Origin of the sequence: Variovorax sp. CCNWLW225, from assembly GCF_037204045.1 — a bacterium.
Taxonomy (GTDB): Bacteria; Pseudomonadota; Gammaproteobacteria; order Burkholderiales; family Burkholderiaceae_C; genus Variovorax.
The window spans coordinates 64,689-81,940 of record NZ_JBBCBV010000003.1; the positions used below are offsets into that span (position 1 = coordinate 64,689).

The 17,252-nt window shown below is 67.1% G+C and carries 18 protein-coding genes; 8 read left to right on the forward strand and 10 right to left on the reverse strand.

What is annotated here, in order from left to right:
* Complete coding sequence (locus V9L20_RS08005; protein WP_337296171.1) at positions 1-876, reverse strand: phytanoyl-CoA dioxygenase family protein; 876 nt, start codon at positions 874-876, stop codon at positions 1-3.
* Positions 873-1,586, reverse strand: coding sequence for a GntR family transcriptional regulator (locus V9L20_RS08010; RefSeq protein ID WP_337296172.1), 714 nt, complete (start codon positions 1,584-1,586; stop codon positions 873-875). Before V9L20_RS08010 ends, V9L20_RS08005 begins: the two co-directional genes overlap by 4 nt.
* Before the next feature lie 113 nt (positions 1,587-1,699).
* On the opposite strand from V9L20_RS08010, the gene V9L20_RS08015 reads away from it, so the two are divergent.
* Complete coding sequence (locus V9L20_RS08015) at positions 1,700-2,656, forward strand: threo-3-hydroxy-L-aspartate ammonia-lyase (RefSeq protein ID WP_337296173.1); 957 nt, start codon at positions 1,700-1,702, stop codon at positions 2,654-2,656.
* 9 nt (positions 2,657-2,665) lie between these two features.
* Here the strand turns inward: V9L20_RS08015 and V9L20_RS08020 are convergent, their stop codons facing one another.
* From V9L20_RS08020 to mutL, 4 genes are all read right to left on the reverse strand, one after another.
* The gene (locus V9L20_RS08020) at positions 2,666-3,316 is read right to left on the reverse strand and encodes an ABC transporter ATP-binding protein (RefSeq protein WP_337296174.1); all 651 of its coding nucleotides are present in this window, start codon (positions 3,314-3,316) and stop codon (positions 2,666-2,668) included.
* On the reverse strand, positions 3,313-4,296 hold the full coding sequence (gene miaA / locus V9L20_RS08025; protein WP_337296175.1) for a tRNA (adenosine(37)-N6)-dimethylallyltransferase MiaA: 984 nt from the start codon (positions 4,294-4,296) through the stop codon (positions 3,313-3,315). Before miaA ends, V9L20_RS08020 begins: the two co-directional genes overlap by 4 nt.
* A gap of 43 nt (positions 4,297-4,339) precedes the next feature.
* Complete coding sequence (locus tag V9L20_RS08030; protein WP_258507877.1) at positions 4,340-5,338, reverse strand: alpha/beta hydrolase; 999 nt, start codon at positions 5,336-5,338, stop codon at positions 4,340-4,342.
* 185 nt (positions 5,339-5,523) lie between these two features.
* Entirely contained in the window at positions 5,524-7,416 is a 1,893-nt protein-coding gene (gene mutL / locus V9L20_RS08035) for a DNA mismatch repair endonuclease MutL (protein ID WP_337296176.1), read from the reverse strand.
* A 104-nt stretch (positions 7,417-7,520) separates the two neighbouring features.
* Between mutL and V9L20_RS08040 the strand changes: the two genes are divergently transcribed.
* Positions 7,521-8,189 carry a DedA family protein gene (locus tag V9L20_RS08040; protein WP_337296177.1) on the forward strand — a complete coding sequence of 223 codons (669 nt, stop codon included), beginning with the start codon at positions 7,521-7,523 and terminating at the stop codon, positions 8,187-8,189.
* 62 nt (positions 8,190-8,251) lie between these two features.
* Here V9L20_RS08040 and V9L20_RS08045 read toward each other — a convergent pair whose 3' ends face one another.
* The 3 genes from V9L20_RS08045 to tsaE form a co-directional block, all read right to left on the reverse strand.
* Positions 8,252-8,548, reverse strand: coding sequence for a glycine zipper domain-containing protein (locus tag V9L20_RS08045; RefSeq protein WP_126748955.1), 297 nt, complete (start codon positions 8,546-8,548; stop codon positions 8,252-8,254).
* 132 nt (positions 8,549-8,680) lie between these two features.
* Positions 8,681-10,276 (reverse strand): N-acetylmuramoyl-L-alanine amidase, encoded by a 1,596-nt coding sequence (locus V9L20_RS08050; RefSeq protein WP_337296178.1) that lies wholly within the window; start codon positions 10,274-10,276, stop codon positions 8,681-8,683.
* Positions 10,273-10,782, reverse strand: a complete 510-nt coding sequence (gene tsaE / locus V9L20_RS08055; RefSeq protein ID WP_337296179.1) for a tRNA (adenosine(37)-N6)-threonylcarbamoyltransferase complex ATPase subunit type 1 TsaE — start codon at positions 10,780-10,782, stop codon at positions 10,273-10,275. Before tsaE ends, V9L20_RS08050 begins: the two co-directional genes overlap by 4 nt.
* Here tsaE and queG point away from each other — a divergent pair.
* Entirely contained in the window at positions 10,768-11,853 is a 1,086-nt protein-coding gene (gene queG, locus V9L20_RS08060) for a tRNA epoxyqueuosine(34) reductase QueG (protein WP_337296180.1), read from the forward strand. The genes tsaE and queG overlap by 15 nt on opposite strands.
* On the opposite strand, the gene V9L20_RS08065 is transcribed toward queG, so the two are convergent.
* Positions 11,850-12,767 (reverse strand): AEC family transporter, encoded by a 918-nt coding sequence (locus V9L20_RS08065; protein ID WP_337296181.1) that lies wholly within the window; start codon positions 12,765-12,767, stop codon positions 11,850-11,852. The genes queG and V9L20_RS08065 overlap by 4 nt on opposite strands.
* Positions 12,768-12,869: 102 nt before the next feature.
* Here V9L20_RS08065 and V9L20_RS08070 point away from each other — a divergent pair, with 102 nt between their 5' ends.
* The 5 genes from V9L20_RS08070 to V9L20_RS08090 all read left to right on the forward strand — a co-directional run bounded on the left by V9L20_RS08070 (position 12,870) and on the right by V9L20_RS08090 (position 17,240).
* The gene (locus tag V9L20_RS08070; protein WP_258507853.1) at positions 12,870-13,844 is read left to right on the forward strand and encodes a tripartite tricarboxylate transporter substrate binding protein BugE; all 975 of its coding nucleotides are present in this window, start codon (positions 12,870-12,872) and stop codon (positions 13,842-13,844) included.
* Between the two features lie 80 nt (positions 13,845-13,924).
* Entirely contained in the window at positions 13,925-14,836 is a 912-nt protein-coding gene (xerD, locus tag V9L20_RS08075; protein WP_258507852.1) for a site-specific tyrosine recombinase XerD, read from the forward strand.
* Between the two features lie 23 nt (positions 14,837-14,859).
* Entirely contained in the window at positions 14,860-15,621 is a 762-nt protein-coding gene (locus V9L20_RS08080; protein WP_337296182.1) for a DUF72 domain-containing protein, read from the forward strand.
* A 17-nt stretch (positions 15,622-15,638) separates the two neighbouring features.
* Entirely contained in the window at positions 15,639-16,616 is a 978-nt protein-coding gene (locus tag V9L20_RS08085; protein ID WP_337296423.1) for a Bug family tripartite tricarboxylate transporter substrate binding protein, read from the forward strand.
* A gap of 45 nt (positions 16,617-16,661) precedes the next feature.
* A complete protein-coding gene (locus V9L20_RS08090) occupies positions 16,662-17,240 on the forward strand; it encodes a TetR/AcrR family transcriptional regulator (RefSeq protein WP_337296183.1) in 579 nt (192 codons plus the stop codon).
* The last annotated feature ends 12 nt before the right edge of the window (positions 17,241-17,252 follow it).

The window sequence follows — 17,252 nt, forward strand, 5'->3', positions numbered from 1 at the left end:
TCAGGCCTCCACGGTGTCGAGGGTTTCGAGCGAGGTCTGCAGCGCGCTTTCGGGCAGGCCGTTCTTCCACGGCACCTCGACCGGGTAGGGCTTCAGCAGGCAATCGTCGGGCAGCATCTCGATGGGCGTGAAGTCCCGGTGCGCGATGTACCCGGGCCGCTTGTGGCGCCGGATATGGTTGCTGACGGCGCACAGGCTCAGGTACACCGCCACGCGGTTGAAAGGCGAGAGGTTGCTGCCCGATGCATGCACGAGGCAGCTGTGGAACAGGATCATCGAACCGGCGGGCCCCTTGGGCGAAACGATGCCGCCCTGCTTGCCGCCGGCACGGTCCACCAGCTGGCGGATCAGGTCGTTGTCGACCGTCCAGAGCGGGTAGCTGGTGGTCGTGAGGTCGTGCTTCGCATCGACCACGCCCTTGCGGTGGCTGCCCGGAATGAACATCAGCGGGCCGTTGTGCTCGTTCACATCGTCCAAAAAAATGGCGACGTTCATCGCGCGCTCGGTGGGCATCAGGTCGTCGTTGAGCCAGGTGCCGTAATCCTGGTGCCATTGCCACACGTCGCCCTCGAAAGCCATCTTGCCGTTGATCTTGAACTGGTGCATGTAGACCTGTTCTTCGAACAGATCCATCACCGGCTCCACCATGCGCGGATGGCGCGCCAGCCGCGCGAAGGGTTCGCTGATCAGGTGCGCGGCAAAGTTGGTGCGCACCGCGTCAGAGCCCTTCTCGCGCACGTTGAAGGCCTCGCGCCGGCCGTAGAGCTCGGGCACCGCATCGGTCAGCACCTTCGTCTCTTCTGGTGAAAAATGGCCGGGGAAGAACAGGTAGCCGTCGCGCTCGAATTGCGCGCGCTGGTCGGGGCTCAACTTCATGCCTTGTCTCCTTTGCGGTGGGGGGTGTGATGGGTGATCGATGCGGTGCGCGCCAGCTGCTGCGCGAGCCGCCGGCTCAACGCTTCGCTCGCCTGCGCAACATGTTCTTCGCTCAGTTTCGCGGCACGTTGCTCGTTGCCTGCGGCAATGGCGTCGGCAATGTCTTGGTGCTCGTCCCACAGCGATTCGCGCTGCGGCTCGGCCTGCAGCACGGCGCCCATTGCGCGGCGCAGGTGGCGCCAATGCTGGCCGGCGCTCTGGCCGATGAGCGGATTGCCGGACGCCTCGTAGATGGCTTCATGAAAAGCCATGTCGGCGTCGATCATGGCTTCGACATTGCGCCCTCGCGCCGCGCGGCGGCCACGCTCCATCAGCTTGGGGTCGATGCAAAAACGCTGGCCTGCCGCCAGCCGCGCGGCCAGCACGTCGAGCGCGCCGCGCACCTGGTAGACCTTGCGCATCCACTCGGCATCGAGCGGCGCCACCAGCACGCCGCGGCCCGGCGCATCGAGCACGAAGCCGTCTTTCTTGAGCAAACGCAGCGCCTGCAGCACCGGCTGGCGCGACACCGAGAGGCGCTGCGCGATGTCTTCCTGCGTGATGCGTTCACCGGGCGCGAGCGAGCCGCTGCTGATGGCGCCGAGCAGGGCGCGGTAGACCTGGTCGACGAGGTCGGGCGTGGCTTCGATGCTGACGAGGTGGGCTGGCATGGCTGGCTTTCTCTGAACTCTGTATACAGAATACAAAGATGCGGGCTCGGCGTATCCCGGGTTTTTACCCATCGGCCCTGCAAGAAAACGTAAGGCGCCGCTAAGCTCGGCGCATGCAACTACCCACCTACGACGACGTCATTGCCGCGGCCGCGCGGCTCCAAGGCCACGCCCACCGCACGCCCGTGCTGCGCTCGACCACTGCCGACGAGCGCTGGGGTGCCCGGTTCTTCTTCAAGTGCGAGAACTTCCAGCGCATGGGCGCGTTCAAGTTTCGCGGCGCCTTCAATGCGCTCGCGAAATTCGACGCTACGCAGCGCAAGGGCGGCGTCATCGCGTTCTCGTCGGGCAACCACGCGCAGGCCATCGCGCTGTCGGCGCGGCTGCTGTCGATGCCCGCGGTCATCGTCATGCCCAAGGACGCGCCCACCGCCAAGGTGGCGGCCACGAAGGGCTATGGCGCCGAGGTGGTGATGTACGACCGTTTCACCGAAGACCGCGAGGCGCTGACCAGGCGGCTCGCGCAGGAACGCGGCATGACGATGATTCCGCCCTACGACCATCCCGACGTGCTCACCGGGCAGGGCACGGCGGTGAAGGAGTTGATCGAAGAAACCGGTCCGCTCGACCACTTGTTCGTGTGCCTGGGCGGCGGCGGGTTGTTGTCGGGCTCGGCGTTGTCGGCGCGCGCGCTGTCACCCGATTGCAAGGTCTACGGTGTCGAGCCCGAGGCGGGCAATGACGGCCAGCAGTCGTTCCGCGCGGGAAAGATCGTGCACATCGAAACGCCCAAGACCATCGCCGACGGCGCGCAGACGCAGCACCTGGGCGAATACACGTTCGGCATCATCAAGCGCGACGTGGACGATATCTTCACCGTGACGGACGACCAGCTCGTCGAAGCGATGCGCTTCTTTGCGGAGCGCATGAAGATGGTGGTGGAGCCGACGGGTTGCCTTGCGTTTGCGGGCGCCATTGCGGCGCGCGAGGCCATCGCGGGGCAGCGCGTCGGCATCGTGATCAGCGGCGGCAACGTCGACCTGTCGCGCTACGCGGCCTTGCTCGCCTAGCTCGCTCGCTCAGGCGCGGATTCCTTCGGCGGTCAGGTGCAGCAGCCGGTCTGCGCGGGCCGCGGCGCTTTCGGAGTGCGTGACCAGCACCAGCGAGGCGCCGTGTTCACGCGTCTGGACGATGAGCAGCTCCATCACCTTGGCCGCGGTGGTCGGATCGAGATTGCCCGTGGGCTCGTCGGCCAGCAGCAGGGCGGGGCGGTGCACCAGTGCGCGCGCAATGGCCACGCGCTGCAGCTGCCCGCCTGAAAGCGTTTGCGGCAGCCGCGCGCCCATGCCGGGCAGGCCCACCGCATCGAGCATGTGCGCGACACGGCCTTCATCGCGCTGCTGGCCGAGCAGCATCAGCGGCAGCGACACGTTCTGCGCCACGTCCAGGTGCGGCAGCACGTGGAAGGCCTGGAACACGAAGCCCACATGGCGGCGGCGCCAGAGCGCGCAGGCCTCGCCGTCGAGCGCGCCGATGTCGGTGCCGCCCTGCGTGACGGTGCCCGCGTCCCAGCTGTCGAGCCCGGCCATGCAGTTGAGCAGCGTCGACTTGCCCACGCCCGATTCGCCCACGATGGCGACGAACTCGCCGGGCTCGACAGTGAGCGTCACGTTCTCGAAGACGGGCACGTCGCCGTAGTGCTTGGCAAGGTTGGAAATGCACAGTGTCATGCGGCGGTTGCAATGCGTTGAACGGCGGTGCGCACTGCGTCGGGTGCGTCGCAGGCAATGACGGTGCGCTCAGGCATGCTGCGCAGCCAGGTGATCTGCCGCTTGGCCAACTGGCGCGTGGCGGCAACGCCGCGCTCGCGCAGCTCGGCCATGGCCTTGGGGCCCGGTCTCTCGTTGCCGCAGGCGTCGAGCATTTCCCACGCTTGCCGGTAGCCCACGCAGCGCATCGAAGGAAGCTCGGTTGACAAATCGCCGCGCGCGCGCAGCGCCTCGACCTCGTCGAGAAAGCCGGCGGCGAGCATGGCGTCGAAGCGATCGGCAATGCGCGCATGCAGCCAGGCGCGGTCGGCGGGTTCGAGCGAGAAGAGTGCGCCGCCCGCCAGCCCTTTTGCGGCCTTGTTTTCACCCGCGTGAAAACTGGACAACGGCTGCCCGCTGCTTTCCCACACTTCGAGCGCGCGCTGGATGCGCTGGCTGTCTTGCGGCGCTAGGCGCGCAGCCGTGACGGGATCGACCTGGGCGAGCCGCGCGTGCATGGCGGGCCAGCCGAGCGCCGCGGCTTCGGCGTCGATGCGCGACCGCGCTGCAGGGTCTGCGGCGGGCATGGCGTCGATGCCGTCGAACAAGGCCTTGAAGTACAGCATGGTGCCGCCCACCAGGAGCGGCAGCGCGCCGCGTCCGCGGATCTCTTCGATGAGCCGCGTCGCGTCGGCCACGAAAGCCGCCGCGCTGTAGCTTTCGGCCGGGTCGCGGATATCGATGAGGTGGTGCGGCACGCTGGCTTGTTCGGCCTTGCTCGGCTTGGCCGTGCCGATGTCCATGCCGCGGTAGATCAGCGCGGAATCGACGCTGACGATTTCGACAGGCCGCAGTTGCGCCACCGCGAGCGCCACGGCAGTCTTGCCGGAGGCCGTCGGTCCCGCGAGCGCGATGTATTTCAGTTTTTCAGGAAGGCCGGAAGCGGCAACGGAGGGCGGCATAAGCGCCCGAGGGTAACAACAAAACCGAAGCCGGGACTTTCGCTCAGATGGCCTGCGCGCTCGCCGTGGCCTTGCCGCGCGCTTCTTGCGGCAGCACGGCCGAATCCGGGCGAGGCGCCGCCGGCAGCACAGGCACCGGCTGCGCGCCGCGCACGACGGGCGCGCCCTCCGCCTGCCGGGAAGCAAGGGTGGTCTCGGGCTTCATGCGGAACAGCTGCGAGAGCGCCGAACGGTACTGCGCTTCGCCGACCGAATTGGTGTTGTGGTGCGACCCGCCCTCGACCAGCACAAAGAGCTTGGGCACCGTGGCCGCGTCGTAGAGCTTGCGGCCCAGCGTGGGGTTGATCAGGCTGTCGGCGGTGCCATGCACCACCAGGAGCGGCGCGCCGATGTCCTTGACCCGGTTGATGGCCTCGAAACGCTGCGTGATGAGCGGACCGAACGGCAGCCAGCCCCACTTGAAGCCGCTCACCACGTCCGCAATGGAGGTGAAGGTGCTTTCGACGATGGTGCCGCTCTCGTCCTTGACGTTGGCCGCCAGGTCGATGCCGATGGCACCGCCCAGCGAGTGGCCGAAGATGTAGCGGTGCTGGCGCGGGTGGCGCGCGGCCAGCCACATCCAGGCGGCGCGGGCGTCTTCACGCGCGGATTCTTCCGAGGGCAGGCCCTTGGAGCTCTTGCCGAAACCCCGGTAGTCGATGGCCAGCACCGAAAAGCCCAGTTCGTGCATGCGCTGGATGCGCGGGGCCGAGCCGGCCACGTTGTAGCGGGCGCCATGCAGGTACAGCATCACGGGCCGGTCGGTCGTCTCGGGTTCGCCGCCGAGCCACAGGCCGTGCAGGCGCGCGGATTCGCCGGTGATGGACGACTGGAAGTCGATCCAGACGTCCTGCATGCCCTCGGTCATGGTGGCGGTGTTGCCCCAGCTGCGGTCGCTGGGCTGAAAAATCCATTCGCGCTGCTGTTCGTCGAATGTGGAGCAGCCGGCGGCCAGAAGGGCGCACAGCGAAATAACGGAGGCAAGCAGAGACCAGCGTTTCATGGGCTAGAGGGACAGCGAAGCCGGCAGAAAGTTCATACGCTTTCGACTGAAACGCGCCGACACTGCGTTCCAGAACCTCCTCGTAGTGCCTCAGGTGGCACTTTGTTCTACACATGCAACGCCCGTGCCCGCTTCACGGATGACTTCCAAAAACTCCGTAAAAACCCTCAAAACGCCCGGATTTGCTACCTGCCGCGCATAAAAAGCGCGTCCAACTCGCGAATCGACAGCTGCCGCCACGTCGGGCGGCCATGGTTGCACTGGTCGGAACGCTCGGTTGCCTCCATCTGGCGTAATAAAGCGTTCATTTCGTCGATGGTGAGCTTGCGGTTGGCCCGCACGGCGCCGTGGCAGGCCATGGTTGAAAGCAGCTCGTTCTGTGCCCGCTGCACCACAGTGCTGGCGTCGTGCTGCGCCAGTTCGGCCAGCACGCTGCGGGCGAGCTCCACCGGGTCGCCGTCGGCCAGCGTGCCCGGCACTGCGCGCACCGCAAGGGTGCGCGGCGAAAACGGCGTGATTTCGAGGCCCAGCGTGGGCAGCACCGCGGCGCAGGCCTCGGCCGTGGCAACTTCTTGCGGGGTGGCCGCAAAAGTGGCCGGAATCAGCAGCGGCTGGCTGGTGATGGCGGCGCCGTCGAGCTGCGTCTTAAGGCGCTCGTACACGATGCGCTCGTGCGCCGCGTGCATGTCGACCACGATCAGGCCCTGGCTGTTTTCGGCCAGGATGTAGATGCCGTGCAGCTGGGCCACGGCGCGGCCGAGCGGCCACGCCTCTTCGTTGGTGGCCAGCGGCTCGGCGGGGGCGGGGCTCGCCGCCAAGCCGACAGGCGCCCGGAACGACATGGGCGGGGTGCCGATCACGGGCCAGTGGGAGGTTTCGGCGCCGGAGCGCTCCATTACCGATTCATCGGCCCGCCGCGGCCACATGGCGTCGAAATCGCCCACGCCGCGTTCTGCCGCCACAAAGTTGATGGCCGGCTGCGCCCAGGTGGCTCCCGAGGCAGGCACATTGGGCTTGAAGAAAGGCTGCTGCGCCGCTGCCGGCACGACTGCATCGCCCGCACGCGGCGCGGCCAAGGCGTTCTCGATGGCGTGACGCACCGCTTGGTGCACCTCGCGTCCGTCGCGAAAACGCACCTCGATCTTGGTCGGGTGCACGTTCACATCGACTCGTGACGGATCGATTTCGAGGTAGAGCGCATACACGGGCTGGCGCTGGCCGTGCAGCACGTCTTCGTAGGCGCTGCGCACCGCGTGCGAAAGCACCTTGTCGCGCACGAAGCGGCCGTTGACGTAGAAGAACTGCTGGTCGCCGCGCGACCGCGCCGCATCGGGAATGCCCGCCCGGCCGACCACGCGCACCGCGCCGCCGATGTGATCGACCGCCACGCTCTGCGCCACGAAGTCGTCGCTCAGCGCATCGGCCAGCCGCTGCTCGCGCTTGTCGGCGGCGCGCCATTGCTCCATCAGCTTGCCGTCGTGCCAGACCGAAAAGCCAACCTCGGGCCGTGCCAGCGCATGCCGGCGCACGGCCTCGATGCAGTGGGCCAGCTCGGTGGCGTCGGTCTTCAGGAACTTGCGGCGCGCCGGCGTTGCAAAGAACAGTTCGCGCACTTCCACCGTGGTGCCGACGGCGCGTGCCACCGGGCGCAGTTCGCCGGTGCGCCCGTCGAGCGCAAAGGCGCTGTCGGCGCCGGTAAAGCGCGAAAGAATGCTGAGCTCGGCAATCGCGTTGATTGCCGCGAGCGCCTCGCCGCGAAAGCCCATGGTGCCGACCGTTTCCAGGTCGTTCAGGCTCGCGATCTTGCTGGTGGCGTGGCGGCGCAAAGCCACCGTGAGCTCTTCGCGCGGAATGCCCAGGCCGTCGTCTTCGACCGAAATCAGCCGCACGCCGCCCGAAGCCAGCCGCACCGTGACCTGGCTTGCGCCGGCATCGAGTGCGTTGTCGAGCAACTCGCGCACCACCGAGGCCGGCCGCTCGACCACTTCGCCGGCGGCAATCTGGCTGATCAGCTCGTCGGGGAGTTCGCGGATCGGCCGGCGTTCGAGGGCGGGTATGGAGGAGGGAAGGGCGCTCACGCGAGCATTCTAGAAGCCCTGCCGCGATGTATCGACCTGTCATGGAGCGTGTCCGAATCCGTCACGGGACATCGGTCGGCGTGCAGCACGGATAATCCGCCACCATGGAAATCATCAGCTTTCTCGTCGACTTCATCCTGCACGTCGACAAACACCTCGAGGCCTTCGTCGTCGCTTATGGCCCCTGGGTCTATGCGCTGCTCTTCCTGATCGTGTTCGTGGAGACAGGCGCGGTGGTGATGCCGTTCCTGCCCGGGGACTCGCTGCTCTTCATCGTGGGGGCGCTGTGCGGCGTGGGGCTCATGAGCTATCCGATCGCGTGCGCGGTGCTCATCGTCGCGGCCATTCTGGGCGACCAGTGCAACTACAGCATCGGCCGCTACTTCGGGCCCAAGGTGTTCAAGTGGGAGAACTCGCGCTTCTTCAACCGCAAGGCCTTCGACCAGGCGCATGCGTTCTACGAGCGCTACGGCGGCATCACGATCGTGCTTGCGCGCTTCATGCCGTTCATTCGCACCTTCGCGCCCTTCGTGGCCGGGGTGGCCGAAATGAACCGGGCCAAGTTCACGATGTTCAATGTGGGCGGCGCGCTGCTCTGGGTGCTTGGCATTGCAACGGCGGGTTACTTCTTCGGCAACCTGCCTTTCGTTCGCGAGCATCTCGACAAGATCATCTGGGCGCTGATCATCGTGCCCGGGTTGCTTGCAATCTTCGGCGCATGGCGCGCGTCGCGCGCAGAGAAGGCGCGTGAGCAATTGCCTTCGAAGGCCTGAACACCGCGCCCATGAAAAAAGCGCGCCAGTGATGGCGCGCTTCAACATGGGTTGCCAGAGGGTCAGTAGGTCGGGCCGTTGCGCGGGTAGTAGGTGCCCGGCGGGTAGGCGCGCTGGCTCTCGTAGTAGTTGCGCTGGTTGCGTTCGTCGACACTGCGGCCCACTTGGTTGCCGATCACGCCGCCCACGGCTGCACCGCCCAGGGTACTGGCCGTGTTGCCACCGATGGCGTGGCCGACCGCTGCGCCGCCGAGTGCGCCAACGCCCGTGCCCAGGTTCTGGTTGGGACCGGAAGCGCAACCTGCGAGCGCCATGACCGAAGTCGCTGCTGCAGCGGTAATCCAGATGCGTGCTTTCATGATGTCCACCTTTCTAAAGTGATGCCTCATGATGGGCAAAAGCGGCCCGGCTCCCGTGTAGGAGCCTGCCGCGCCTGACTGTGCGGTGCCACGGGCCGCCCCGCGTGGGACAGCAGGGCGGCGCGCAAGGGTTTAAAGCTGACGGCTGCGCGCGAGCGGCGGGTTCTGCGCAAAGTAGCGCTGGATGCCGCGCATCAGCGCATCGGCAAGGCTTTCCTGGTAGCTCACGCTGCGCAGGTTGGCTTCTTCCTCGGGGTTGCTGATGAACGCGGTCTCGACCAGCACGCTCGGAATATCGGGGGCCTTGAGCACGGCAAAACCCGCCTGCTCGACCTGCGGCTTGTGCAGCCGCGCGCCAATGCCGCGAATTTCGCCGAGCATGGCACCGCCGAGCTTGAGGCTGTCGTTGATCTGCGCCGTGGTGCTCATGTCGAGCAGCGCGCGCTGCACCTGCGCTTCGTGGTTGCCCACGTTCACGCCGCCGACCTTGTCGGCTTCGTTTTCCTTGTTGGCGAGCCAGCGCGCGGCGCTGCTCGAGGCGCCGCTCTGGCTCAGCGCAAAAACGCTCGCGCCGCGCGCGGCGGGCGTGGTGAACGCATCGGCGTGGATGCTCACGAAAAGGTCGGCCTGCACGCGCCGCGCTTTTTGCACGCGCACGCCAAGCGGCACGAAGAAGTCGGCGTCGCGCGTGAGAAATGCGCGCATCGGATTGCCGCCGACGCTGCTGGAATTGATGCGGTCGCGCAGGCGATGCGCGATTTGCAGCACGATGTCTTTCTCGCGCGTGCCGTTCGGGCCGATGGCGCCGGGGTCTTCGCCGCCGTGGCCGGGGTCGAGCGCCACGATGATGATGCGGTCGGTGCGGCTTGCGGTGGCGCCGCTGCGCGAGGCCGGGCCGGGCGCGGGAGGCGGCGCCGCCGCCACGGAAGGTGCCGCGGGCGGTGCTGCGGGAGGTACGACAGGCGCCGGCGGCGCGGCGGGGCCAGGCCGCGTGGCCTGCTGCGCCATCAGCTCGCCCAGCGGATCGGGCGCCGGCGCGGACGGCGGCATGGCCACGGCGGGCGGCCGGGCGGGTGGTGCGGGAGGTGCGATGCTGCCGGGCGTGGGGCGCGGCGCGGGCACGTTGGGCGAGGGCCGCACGAGGATCGGCGGGCCGCCGTCGGGTGCCAGGCGCGAAGAAGGTGCTGCGGGCGGCGGCACCGAGGGCGCGGTGGCCACGGCGGTGTCGTTGCTGCTGCTCCCATTGCTGCGCGGTGCCTCGCGCAGGCGCTCGGTGATCAGCGCTTCCATCGGGTCGATGGCTTTTTCCGGGTAGAGGTCGAGCACCAGCCGGTGCTTGTACGCCGCAATGGGCGCAAGCGAGAAGACCTGCGGCACCACGGCCTGCTTCAGGTCGAACACGATGCGCACGACCTTCGGCGCGTTCTGGCCCACGCGCAGACCGTTGATGTACGGGTCGCCGGGCTTGATCTTGCCGACCAGTTCGCGCAGCTCGGGGTTGAGGTCGATGCCTTCGATGTCCACCGCCAGCCGCGGCGGACTGCCGACCACCAGCTGCTGCGAATGCAGCCGCGCATCGGACTCGATGGTGACGCGCGTGTAGTCGGCCGCGGGCCACACGCGCACGGCAAGGATGGTGGCGCCGCGCGCAATCTGGTGCACGCCGAGCATCAGCGCAATGCTGCCGCCCTGCAGCAGCACACGCCGCTTGAGGCCGCCCGCCTTCATGCGGCGATGTGCGTCAGCAGGTCGCTGCCGCGGGGAGTGTTCGCAAGAAGGGTCACGCTGCGTGTGTCGTCTGTCATTGCTTCTATTTTAATAGCGAGGTCCGCAATTGGTGTGCGGCCCGCAGCGTTTTCTGGCCATTCTGCGAGCTTGAGCCCCGGTCCGGCAAAAATGTCACGGAAGCCGGCGTCGTCCCACTCGCGCGGATCGTTGAATCGATAGAAATCGAAATGGAAGATGGCTAGGCCGTCGGGTGCCTCGTGCGGCTCCACCACGGCATAGGTCGGGCTCTTGATGCGGCCCTGGATGCCGAGCGCGCGCAGCAAGTGGCGCACGAAGGTGGTCTTGCCGGCGCCGAGGTCGCCGTGCAGCGCAATGAAGGCATCGCGCAACGCGGGTGCAGCCGCAAGCGCGCGCGCAAAGGCGTCGGTGTCCTCCTCGCTGCGCCAGCGTAGTGTGCGGCCGGCGTTCTTCGGCGTTTCTACAATCGGCAAGTGATCGTCAGCCATCCACTCGTTGCTCGTATTCAGGCATTGGCCCGGGAACTCGGATTCTCCCAAATCGGAATCGCGGGCGTCGATTTATCGAGCGCCGAGGAAGGTCTGATGCAATGGCTGGCCCATGGGTTCCATGGCGAGATGAAATACATGGCAACGCACGGCACGCGCCGCGCGCGGCCCGCCGAACTGGTGCCGGGCACGGTGAGCGTGATCACCGCGCGCATGGACTACCTGCCGCGGGACACGCGCCTGGACAATTGGCAGACCGTTGAATTCGATCGTCTCACGCGTCCCGGCGAAGCCATCGTCTCCGTCTATGCGCGCGGCCGCGACTATCACAAGGTGCTGCGTGCGCGGCTGGCAAAGTTGGCTGAACGCATCGCCGAGGAGGTAGGCCCCTTCGGCCACCGTGCCTTCACCGATTCGGCGCCCGTGCTCGAAGCCGAGCTGGCATCGCGCAGCGGCCAGGGCTGGCGCGGCAAGCACACGCTGGTGCTGGACCGCAGCGCGGGCTCGATGTTTTTTCTTGGCGAGATCTATGTCGACATGGCGCTGCCCGAGAGCGAGCCGGTCACCGCGCATTGCGGCAGCTGCAGCGCCTGCATCGACGTGTGCCCGACAAAGGCCATCATCGCGCCGCACCGGCTCGACGCACGGCGCTGCATTTCGTACCTCACCATCGAGCACAGCGGGCCGATTCCGCTGGAGCTTCGGCCGCTGATGGCCAACCGCATCTACGGCTGCGACGATTGCCAGCTGATCTGCCCCTGGAACAAGTTTGCGAAGAAGAGCGCGCTGCCCGATTTCGACGCACGCGAAGGGCTCACGGGCCAGGCGCTGGCTTCGCTTTTCGCCTGGACGGAGGCAGATTTCTTGCGCTTCACCGAAGGCAGCCCCATCCGGCGCATCGGGCATGAGCGCTGGCTGCGCAACATCGCCGTGGCGCTGGGCAACGCACTGCGCGCGGGGGAGAGCGGCGCCGCGGAAGCCTTGGCCACGCGGGTATCGGATGCGAGCGAGCTGGTGCGGGAGCACGTGGCGTGGGCGCTGGCGCAGCGCCCGAACGCCGAGCAGCCCTAGCGCGGCAAGGCCAGCGCGAACGGCAGGCTCACCACGCCCAGCAGCGTGGACAGGGTCACGAGTCCAGCCACATACGGTCCGTTGTAGCCCATGCGCGCCGCGAGCACATAGGCGCTCGAGGCCGTAGGCACCGCGGAGAATGCCATCAGCACGGAAGCCTGGGTTGCATCGAGCCCCAGCGCACGAGACAGGCCCCAGGCAACCAGCGGCAGCAACAGGTGCCGGATCGACAACACCGAAACCGCCAGCACCTTGCCGCGCCCCAGCGTGGCGAACTGCATGCCCGCGCCCGCAGCCAGCAGGCCGAGCGCGAGTGAGGCGGCGCCGATTCGCGTGAGCGTCGGCGTGGCCCAGTTCGGAACGGTGAAGCCCAGCAGGTTGGCCAGCAGGCCCGCCAGCGTGGCGACGATCAGCGGGTTGCGCACCAGCTGCCGCGCAAAGCCGCTCTGCGCATGCCGCGCCATGGGCCACACCGCCGCAATGTTGAACATCGGCACGCACACGCCGATCAGCACCGCAATCAGCAACAGGCCCTGCGGCCCGGCCAGCCGTTCGGCAAGCGCAAGGCAGATGAAGGAGTTGAAGCGGAACGCGATCTGCGCGCTCGCCGCATGGTCGCGCCGGTCGATGTGCGAGCGCAGGCCCGGCACGTAGGGCAGGGCATAGGCCAGCGCAATGCCGCTGAGCCCCACGCCGACGCCCGCCGTGAGCAGGCTCGAGGTGGCGCCAAAATCGAGCGGGCTGCGCACGATCGAATGGAACAGCAGCACCGGGAAAAGAAAGTAGTACACCAGGCTCTCGACCTGGTCCCACACGCGGCGGTCGAGCGCGGTGTAGCGGCAGAGCAGCCAACCGATGGCAATGAGCGAAAAATCCGGAAAGAGCAGCTGGGCGAAGTTCACCGCTTCGAGCATAAACCGTCGGCGGCCATGGGTAATCCACAGCACCGCCCAGGCGCGAAGCGGCTAGCATCCGGGGCTTTGCTTTTTCGACATCAGTCAATCAAGGAGTTATAGATGCAACGTCGTCAATGGGGCGCCATGGTGGGTGCCGCCGCGCTGGTCGCGGCCGCGGGCCAGAGCTTCGCGCAGGGCTATCCGAACAAGCCGGTCGAACTGAGCGTGCCCTTTGCACCGGGCGGCACCACGGACATCGTGGCGCGCGTGATTTCCGACCCCCTGGGCAAGGTGCTGGGCCAGCCGGTGGTGGTGATCAACCGCGCCGGTGGCGGCGGCATTGTGGGCGCGGCCGAAACGGCGCGCGCCACGCCCGACGGCTACAAGCTCGGCGTTGCCACGGTCTCGAGCACGGCGGCCAACCCGGCCATCAACCCCAAGGTGCCGTACGACCCGGTCAACGATTTCACGCCGATCATCAACATTGCGGCCACGCCGAACATCATTGCGGTGAACCCGAGCTTCCCGGCCAAGAACTACGCCGAGTTCGTGGCCGAGCTCAAGAAGAACCCCGGCAAGTATTCGTACGCCTCGTCGGGCACGGGCGGCATCGGCCACCTGCTGATGGAGCTCTACAAGAGCCTTACCAACACCTTCGTCACGCACATTCCCTACCGCGGCGCGGGCCCTGCGCTCAACGACGTGGTGGCGGGCCAGGTGCCGATCATGTTCGACAACATTCCGTCGGCCATGCCCTTCATCCAGAGCGGCCGCCTGATCCCCATCGTGGTGTCGGCGCCGCAGCGCCTTGCCGCGCTGCCCAACGTGCCGACCTTCAAGGAAGTGGGGCTCGAGCCGGTCAATCGCATGGCCTACTACGGCATCCTCGGCCCCAAGGGCCTGCCGAAGGAAGTGGTCGACAAGATCAACGCCGGCGTGAAGAAGTCGGTGGAAGACCCGGCCGTGAAGAAGCGCATCGAAGACACCGGCTCGCTGATCGTGGCCAACACGCCTGAGCAGTTTGCCGCGCAGATCAAGGCCGAATACGACGTCTACAAGCAGGTGGTCGCCAAGCAGAAGCTGAAGCTCGACTGATCCTGCTTCTTGCGAACAGGCCGCCCGCGCCACGGGCGGCCTTTTTCTTTGGCAGATCTTCTTTTTGATATCTTGCGAGCATGACCGAGGCGGCCGCCGTACAAACCCCTGAAATCGACGACTTCATCGATGCCCTCTGGCTGGAGGACGGGCTGTCGAAGAACACGCTCGCCGCCTATCGCCGCGACCTGGCATTGTTCGCGCAGTGGCTTCGCAAGGAGCGCAGCGGCGCGGCGCTCGACACCGCGAAGGAAAACGACCTGCAGGCCTACATGGGCGTGCGTCTTTCCACCAAGGGCAAGGCCACGTCGGCCAACCGGCGGCTGACCGTGTTCAAGCGCTATTACCGCTGGGCATTGCGCGAGCGGCGCATTTCGGCCGACCCCAGCCTGCGGCTCGCGCCGGCACGGCAGATGCCACGTGCCATCAAGACCCTGTCGGAAAAGCAGGTGGACGACCTGCTGGCCGCGCCCGATGTGGAAACACCGCTCGGGTTGCGCGACCGCGCCATGCTCGAGCTGATGTATGCGAGCGGGCTGCGCGTGAGCGAACTCGTTTCGCTCAAGGCCATCGACATGAGCCTGAACGACGGCGTGCTGCGCGTGCTGGGCAAGGGCAACAAGGAACGCCTGGTGCCGTTCGGCGGCGAGGCGCGGCGCTGGATCGAGCGCTACCTGGAGGAGTCGCGGCCCGTCATCCTCGATGGGCAGCAGACGCCCGACCTGTTCGTGACCTCGCGCGGCGCGGGCATGACGCGCGTGATGTTCTGGGTCATCGTGAAGAAGCAGGCCGCGGCCGCGGGCATTCACGTGCCGCTGTCGCCGCACACCTTGCGCCATGCGTTTGCCACCCACCTGCTGAACCATGGCGCCGACCTGCGCGCGGTGCAGCTGCTGCTGGGCCATGCCGATATTTCGACGACGACCATCTACACGCACGTGGCGCGCGAGCGGCTCAAGCAGCTGCATTCCCAGCATCATCCGCGGGGCTGAGGGCCGGGCGAATGGACCGCGCAATGCCGCTGCCGCCACTGCACATCGGTTGCGCCGGCTGGAGCCTGCCGCGTGCGTTGTGGCCGGAGTTTCCAGCCGCCGGCTCGCACCTGGAGCGCTATGCCCAACGCTTCGATGCGGTGGAAATCGACACCTCGTTCTACCGGCCGCACCGGCGCGAAACCTACGAGCGCTGGGCCGCGAGCACTCCCGAGGGCTTTCGCTTTGCGGTCAAGCTGCCGCAATCCATCACGCACGAGAAACGGCTGCTCGATGCCATGCCGGAGTTCGATGCTTTTCTCGAACAGGCCGGTGGATTGGGTGCCAAGCTCGGCTGCCTCGTCGTGCAGCTTCCGCCCAGCCTGCCTTTCGATGCCGGCGCGGTGAAGCGTTTTCTTTCGGCGCTGCGGCGGCGGCACCGGGGCGCGGTTGCGCTCGAGCCGCGGCATCGCAGCTGGTTCACGCCGCAGGTGGACGCGTTGCTGTCGCAGTTCCAGGTGGGCCGTGTGCTGGCCGATCCGGTCCTGTTCGACGAGGCGGCGGCTCCGGGCGGGTGGCCGGCGCTGGCGTACCTGCGGCTGCACGGCTCGCCACGGCGGTATTGGTCGGCTTACGACAACGCGCTCCTTGTGCGGCTTGCAAAGCGGCTGAGGCAGGCGCGTGAAGACGGCGCGGCATGCTGGTGCATTTTCGACAACACGGCAGGCGGCGAGGCCGTGGGCAACGCGCTCACGCTGCTGCGCATTGATTCAGAATCGGCGGTCTCTTCAGACCGTCAGCCATGACTTTTTCCGGACCCGATATGCATTTTTCGTTCAAGCCGTCGCGGCTATTTGCCACCTTGGCGCTTTGTTGCGCAGCCGCCGCGGGCGCGCAGGCCCAAACCGTTCCCAAGACCATCCGCCTCATCGTGGCGTACCCCGCGGGCGGCGTCAGCGACGTGGTGGCGCGCGCGCTCGGCGACAAGCTTGCTGCCCAACTGGGCACCACGGTGGTGGTGGAAAACCGCGCCGGCGCCAGCGGTGCCATCGGCATGGACGCCGTGGCCAAGGCCGCGCCCGACGGCGCCACGCTCGGCTTCTCGGCCATCAGCCCGCTGGTGCTGAGCCCGCACCTGGGCAAGCTGCCGTTCGATCCACTGAAAGACATCGCGCCCGTTTCGAGCGTCATGTATTCGCCGGTGCTGCTGATTGCCACGCCCGCCAGCAAGTCGAAGGATTTCCGTGCGCTCATCGCCGATGCCAAGGCACAGCCGGGCGCCGTGCGCTGGGCCACTTCGGGCCCGGCGTCGCTCGGCCACATCGTGCTGGAGCAGGTGAGGGCAACCGCGGGCGTGGACATCACGCACGTGCCCTACAAGGGCGGCGGCCAGCAGCTCAACGATGCGCTGGGCGGGCAGTTCGAAATTCTTTCGACCAACGCGAGCCCCACGCTTTCGTCGCACATCCAGTCGGGCAAGCTGCGTCCGCTGGCGGTGGGCGCACCCGCGCGACTCGAGAGCCAGCCGCAGGTGCCCACGCTGGGCGAACTGGGCTACAACGCCGCAAACATCAACTCCCTGTTCGGCGTGTTCGCGCCCGCCGCAACGCCGCCCGCTTTGATTGCGAAATACAACGCCGAGATCAACAAGGCACTGGCCAGCCCCGAGCTGCGCGCCAAGCTCACGGCCACCGACAACGTGCCCACCGGCGGCGCCCCGGCCGCCTTTGCGAAGGAGATCGCCTCGGAGTTCGAGAGCAACGCGCGGATCATCAAGGCGGCGAACATCAAGGCCGATTGACCCTGCCGCTTGCAGGCTGGCGGCTCCCTACCTTATAGTAGGTAGATGTCCAGCGCCACAGCCCTTGCCACCGGCAGCACCCGCGAGCAGATCCTCGCAGTGGCGCGCTCATTGATCGAAACGCGCTCCTATCTGGGCTTCAGCTTCCAGGACGTGGCCGATGCGGTCGGCATACGCAAGGCGAGCCTGTATCACCACTTTCCCACCAAGGAAGCGCTGGGCATCGCGGTGATACGCGAGGCCACCCAGCTCTTCAAGAACTGGGAAGCCGCACGAGTGCGAGCGCCGAAGGACGCACTCGAATCCTATTTCCGCATGTACCGCAACACGCTCAAGGCGGGCTCGGGCATGTGCCCGGCAGGGGCATTGACGCCCGGCTGGGACTGCATCAACGACGAACTGCGCCAGGCCGTGCAGGAGTTGCGCAACACGCAGGTGCTGTGGCTCACCGGCGTGCTCGGCGCGCTGGCGCCGGCCGGGCACAAGAAGGGCGCATCGGCGGCCTCGCTGGCGGCATATGTCTTTTCGGTGTGCCAGGGCGCGCTGCTCGCGTCGCGCATGACGGGCCGCGCCGAAGACTTCGACGAAGCCATCGCGCAGCTCAGGAGTTCATTGCCCGGTTGACGCCGGGCGGAT

Excerpts from the sequence above, each read along its gene's own strand:
- V9L20_RS08050 (WP_337296178.1), bottom strand. The coding sequence starts at position 10,276 with ATGAAGGCGGGCGGCCTCAAGCGGCGTGTGCTGCTGCAGGGCGGCAGC.
- V9L20_RS08030 (WP_258507877.1), bottom strand. The coding sequence starts at position 5,338 with ATGAAACGCTGGTCTCTGCTTGCCTCCGTTATTTCGCTGTGCGCCCTT.
- miaA (WP_337296175.1), bottom strand. The coding sequence starts at position 4,296 with ATGCCGCCCTCCGTTGCCGCTTCCGGCCTTCCTGAAAAACTGAAATAC.
- V9L20_RS08070 (WP_258507853.1), top strand. The coding sequence starts at position 12,870 with ATGCAACGTCGTCAATGGGGCGCCATGGTGGGTGCCGCCGCGCTGGTC.
- V9L20_RS08015 (WP_337296173.1), top strand. The coding sequence starts at position 1,700 with ATGCAACTACCCACCTACGACGACGTCATTGCCGCGGCCGCGCGGCTC.
- xerD (WP_258507852.1), top strand. The coding sequence starts at position 13,925 with ATGACCGAGGCGGCCGCCGTACAAACCCCTGAAATCGACGACTTCATC.
- V9L20_RS08065 (WP_337296181.1), bottom strand. The coding sequence starts at position 12,767 with ATGCTCGAAGCGGTGAACTTCGCCCAGCTGCTCTTTCCGGATTTTTCG.
- V9L20_RS08010 (WP_337296172.1), bottom strand. The coding sequence starts at position 1,586 with ATGCCAGCCCACCTCGTCAGCATCGAAGCCACGCCCGACCTCGTCGAC.
- V9L20_RS08045 (WP_126748955.1), bottom strand. The coding sequence starts at position 8,548 with ATGAAAGCACGCATCTGGATTACCGCTGCAGCAGCGACTTCGGTCATG.
- V9L20_RS08080 (WP_337296182.1), top strand. The coding sequence starts at position 14,860 with ATGCCGCTGCCGCCACTGCACATCGGTTGCGCCGGCTGGAGCCTGCCG.
- V9L20_RS08040 (WP_337296177.1), top strand. The coding sequence starts at position 7,521 with ATGGAAATCATCAGCTTTCTCGTCGACTTCATCCTGCACGTCGACAAA.
- V9L20_RS08090 (WP_337296183.1), top strand. The coding sequence starts at position 16,662 with ATGTCCAGCGCCACAGCCCTTGCCACCGGCAGCACCCGCGAGCAGATC.
- tsaE (WP_337296179.1), bottom strand. The coding sequence starts at position 10,782 with ATGGCTGACGATCACTTGCCGATTGTAGAAACGCCGAAGAACGCCGGC.
- V9L20_RS08020 (WP_337296174.1), bottom strand. The coding sequence starts at position 3,316 with ATGACACTGTGCATTTCCAACCTTGCCAAGCACTACGGCGACGTGCCC.
- V9L20_RS08005 (WP_337296171.1), bottom strand. The coding sequence starts at position 876 with ATGAAGTTGAGCCCCGACCAGCGCGCGCAATTCGAGCGCGACGGCTAC.
- V9L20_RS08085 (WP_337296423.1), top strand. The coding sequence starts at position 15,639 with ATGCATTTTTCGTTCAAGCCGTCGCGGCTATTTGCCACCTTGGCGCTT.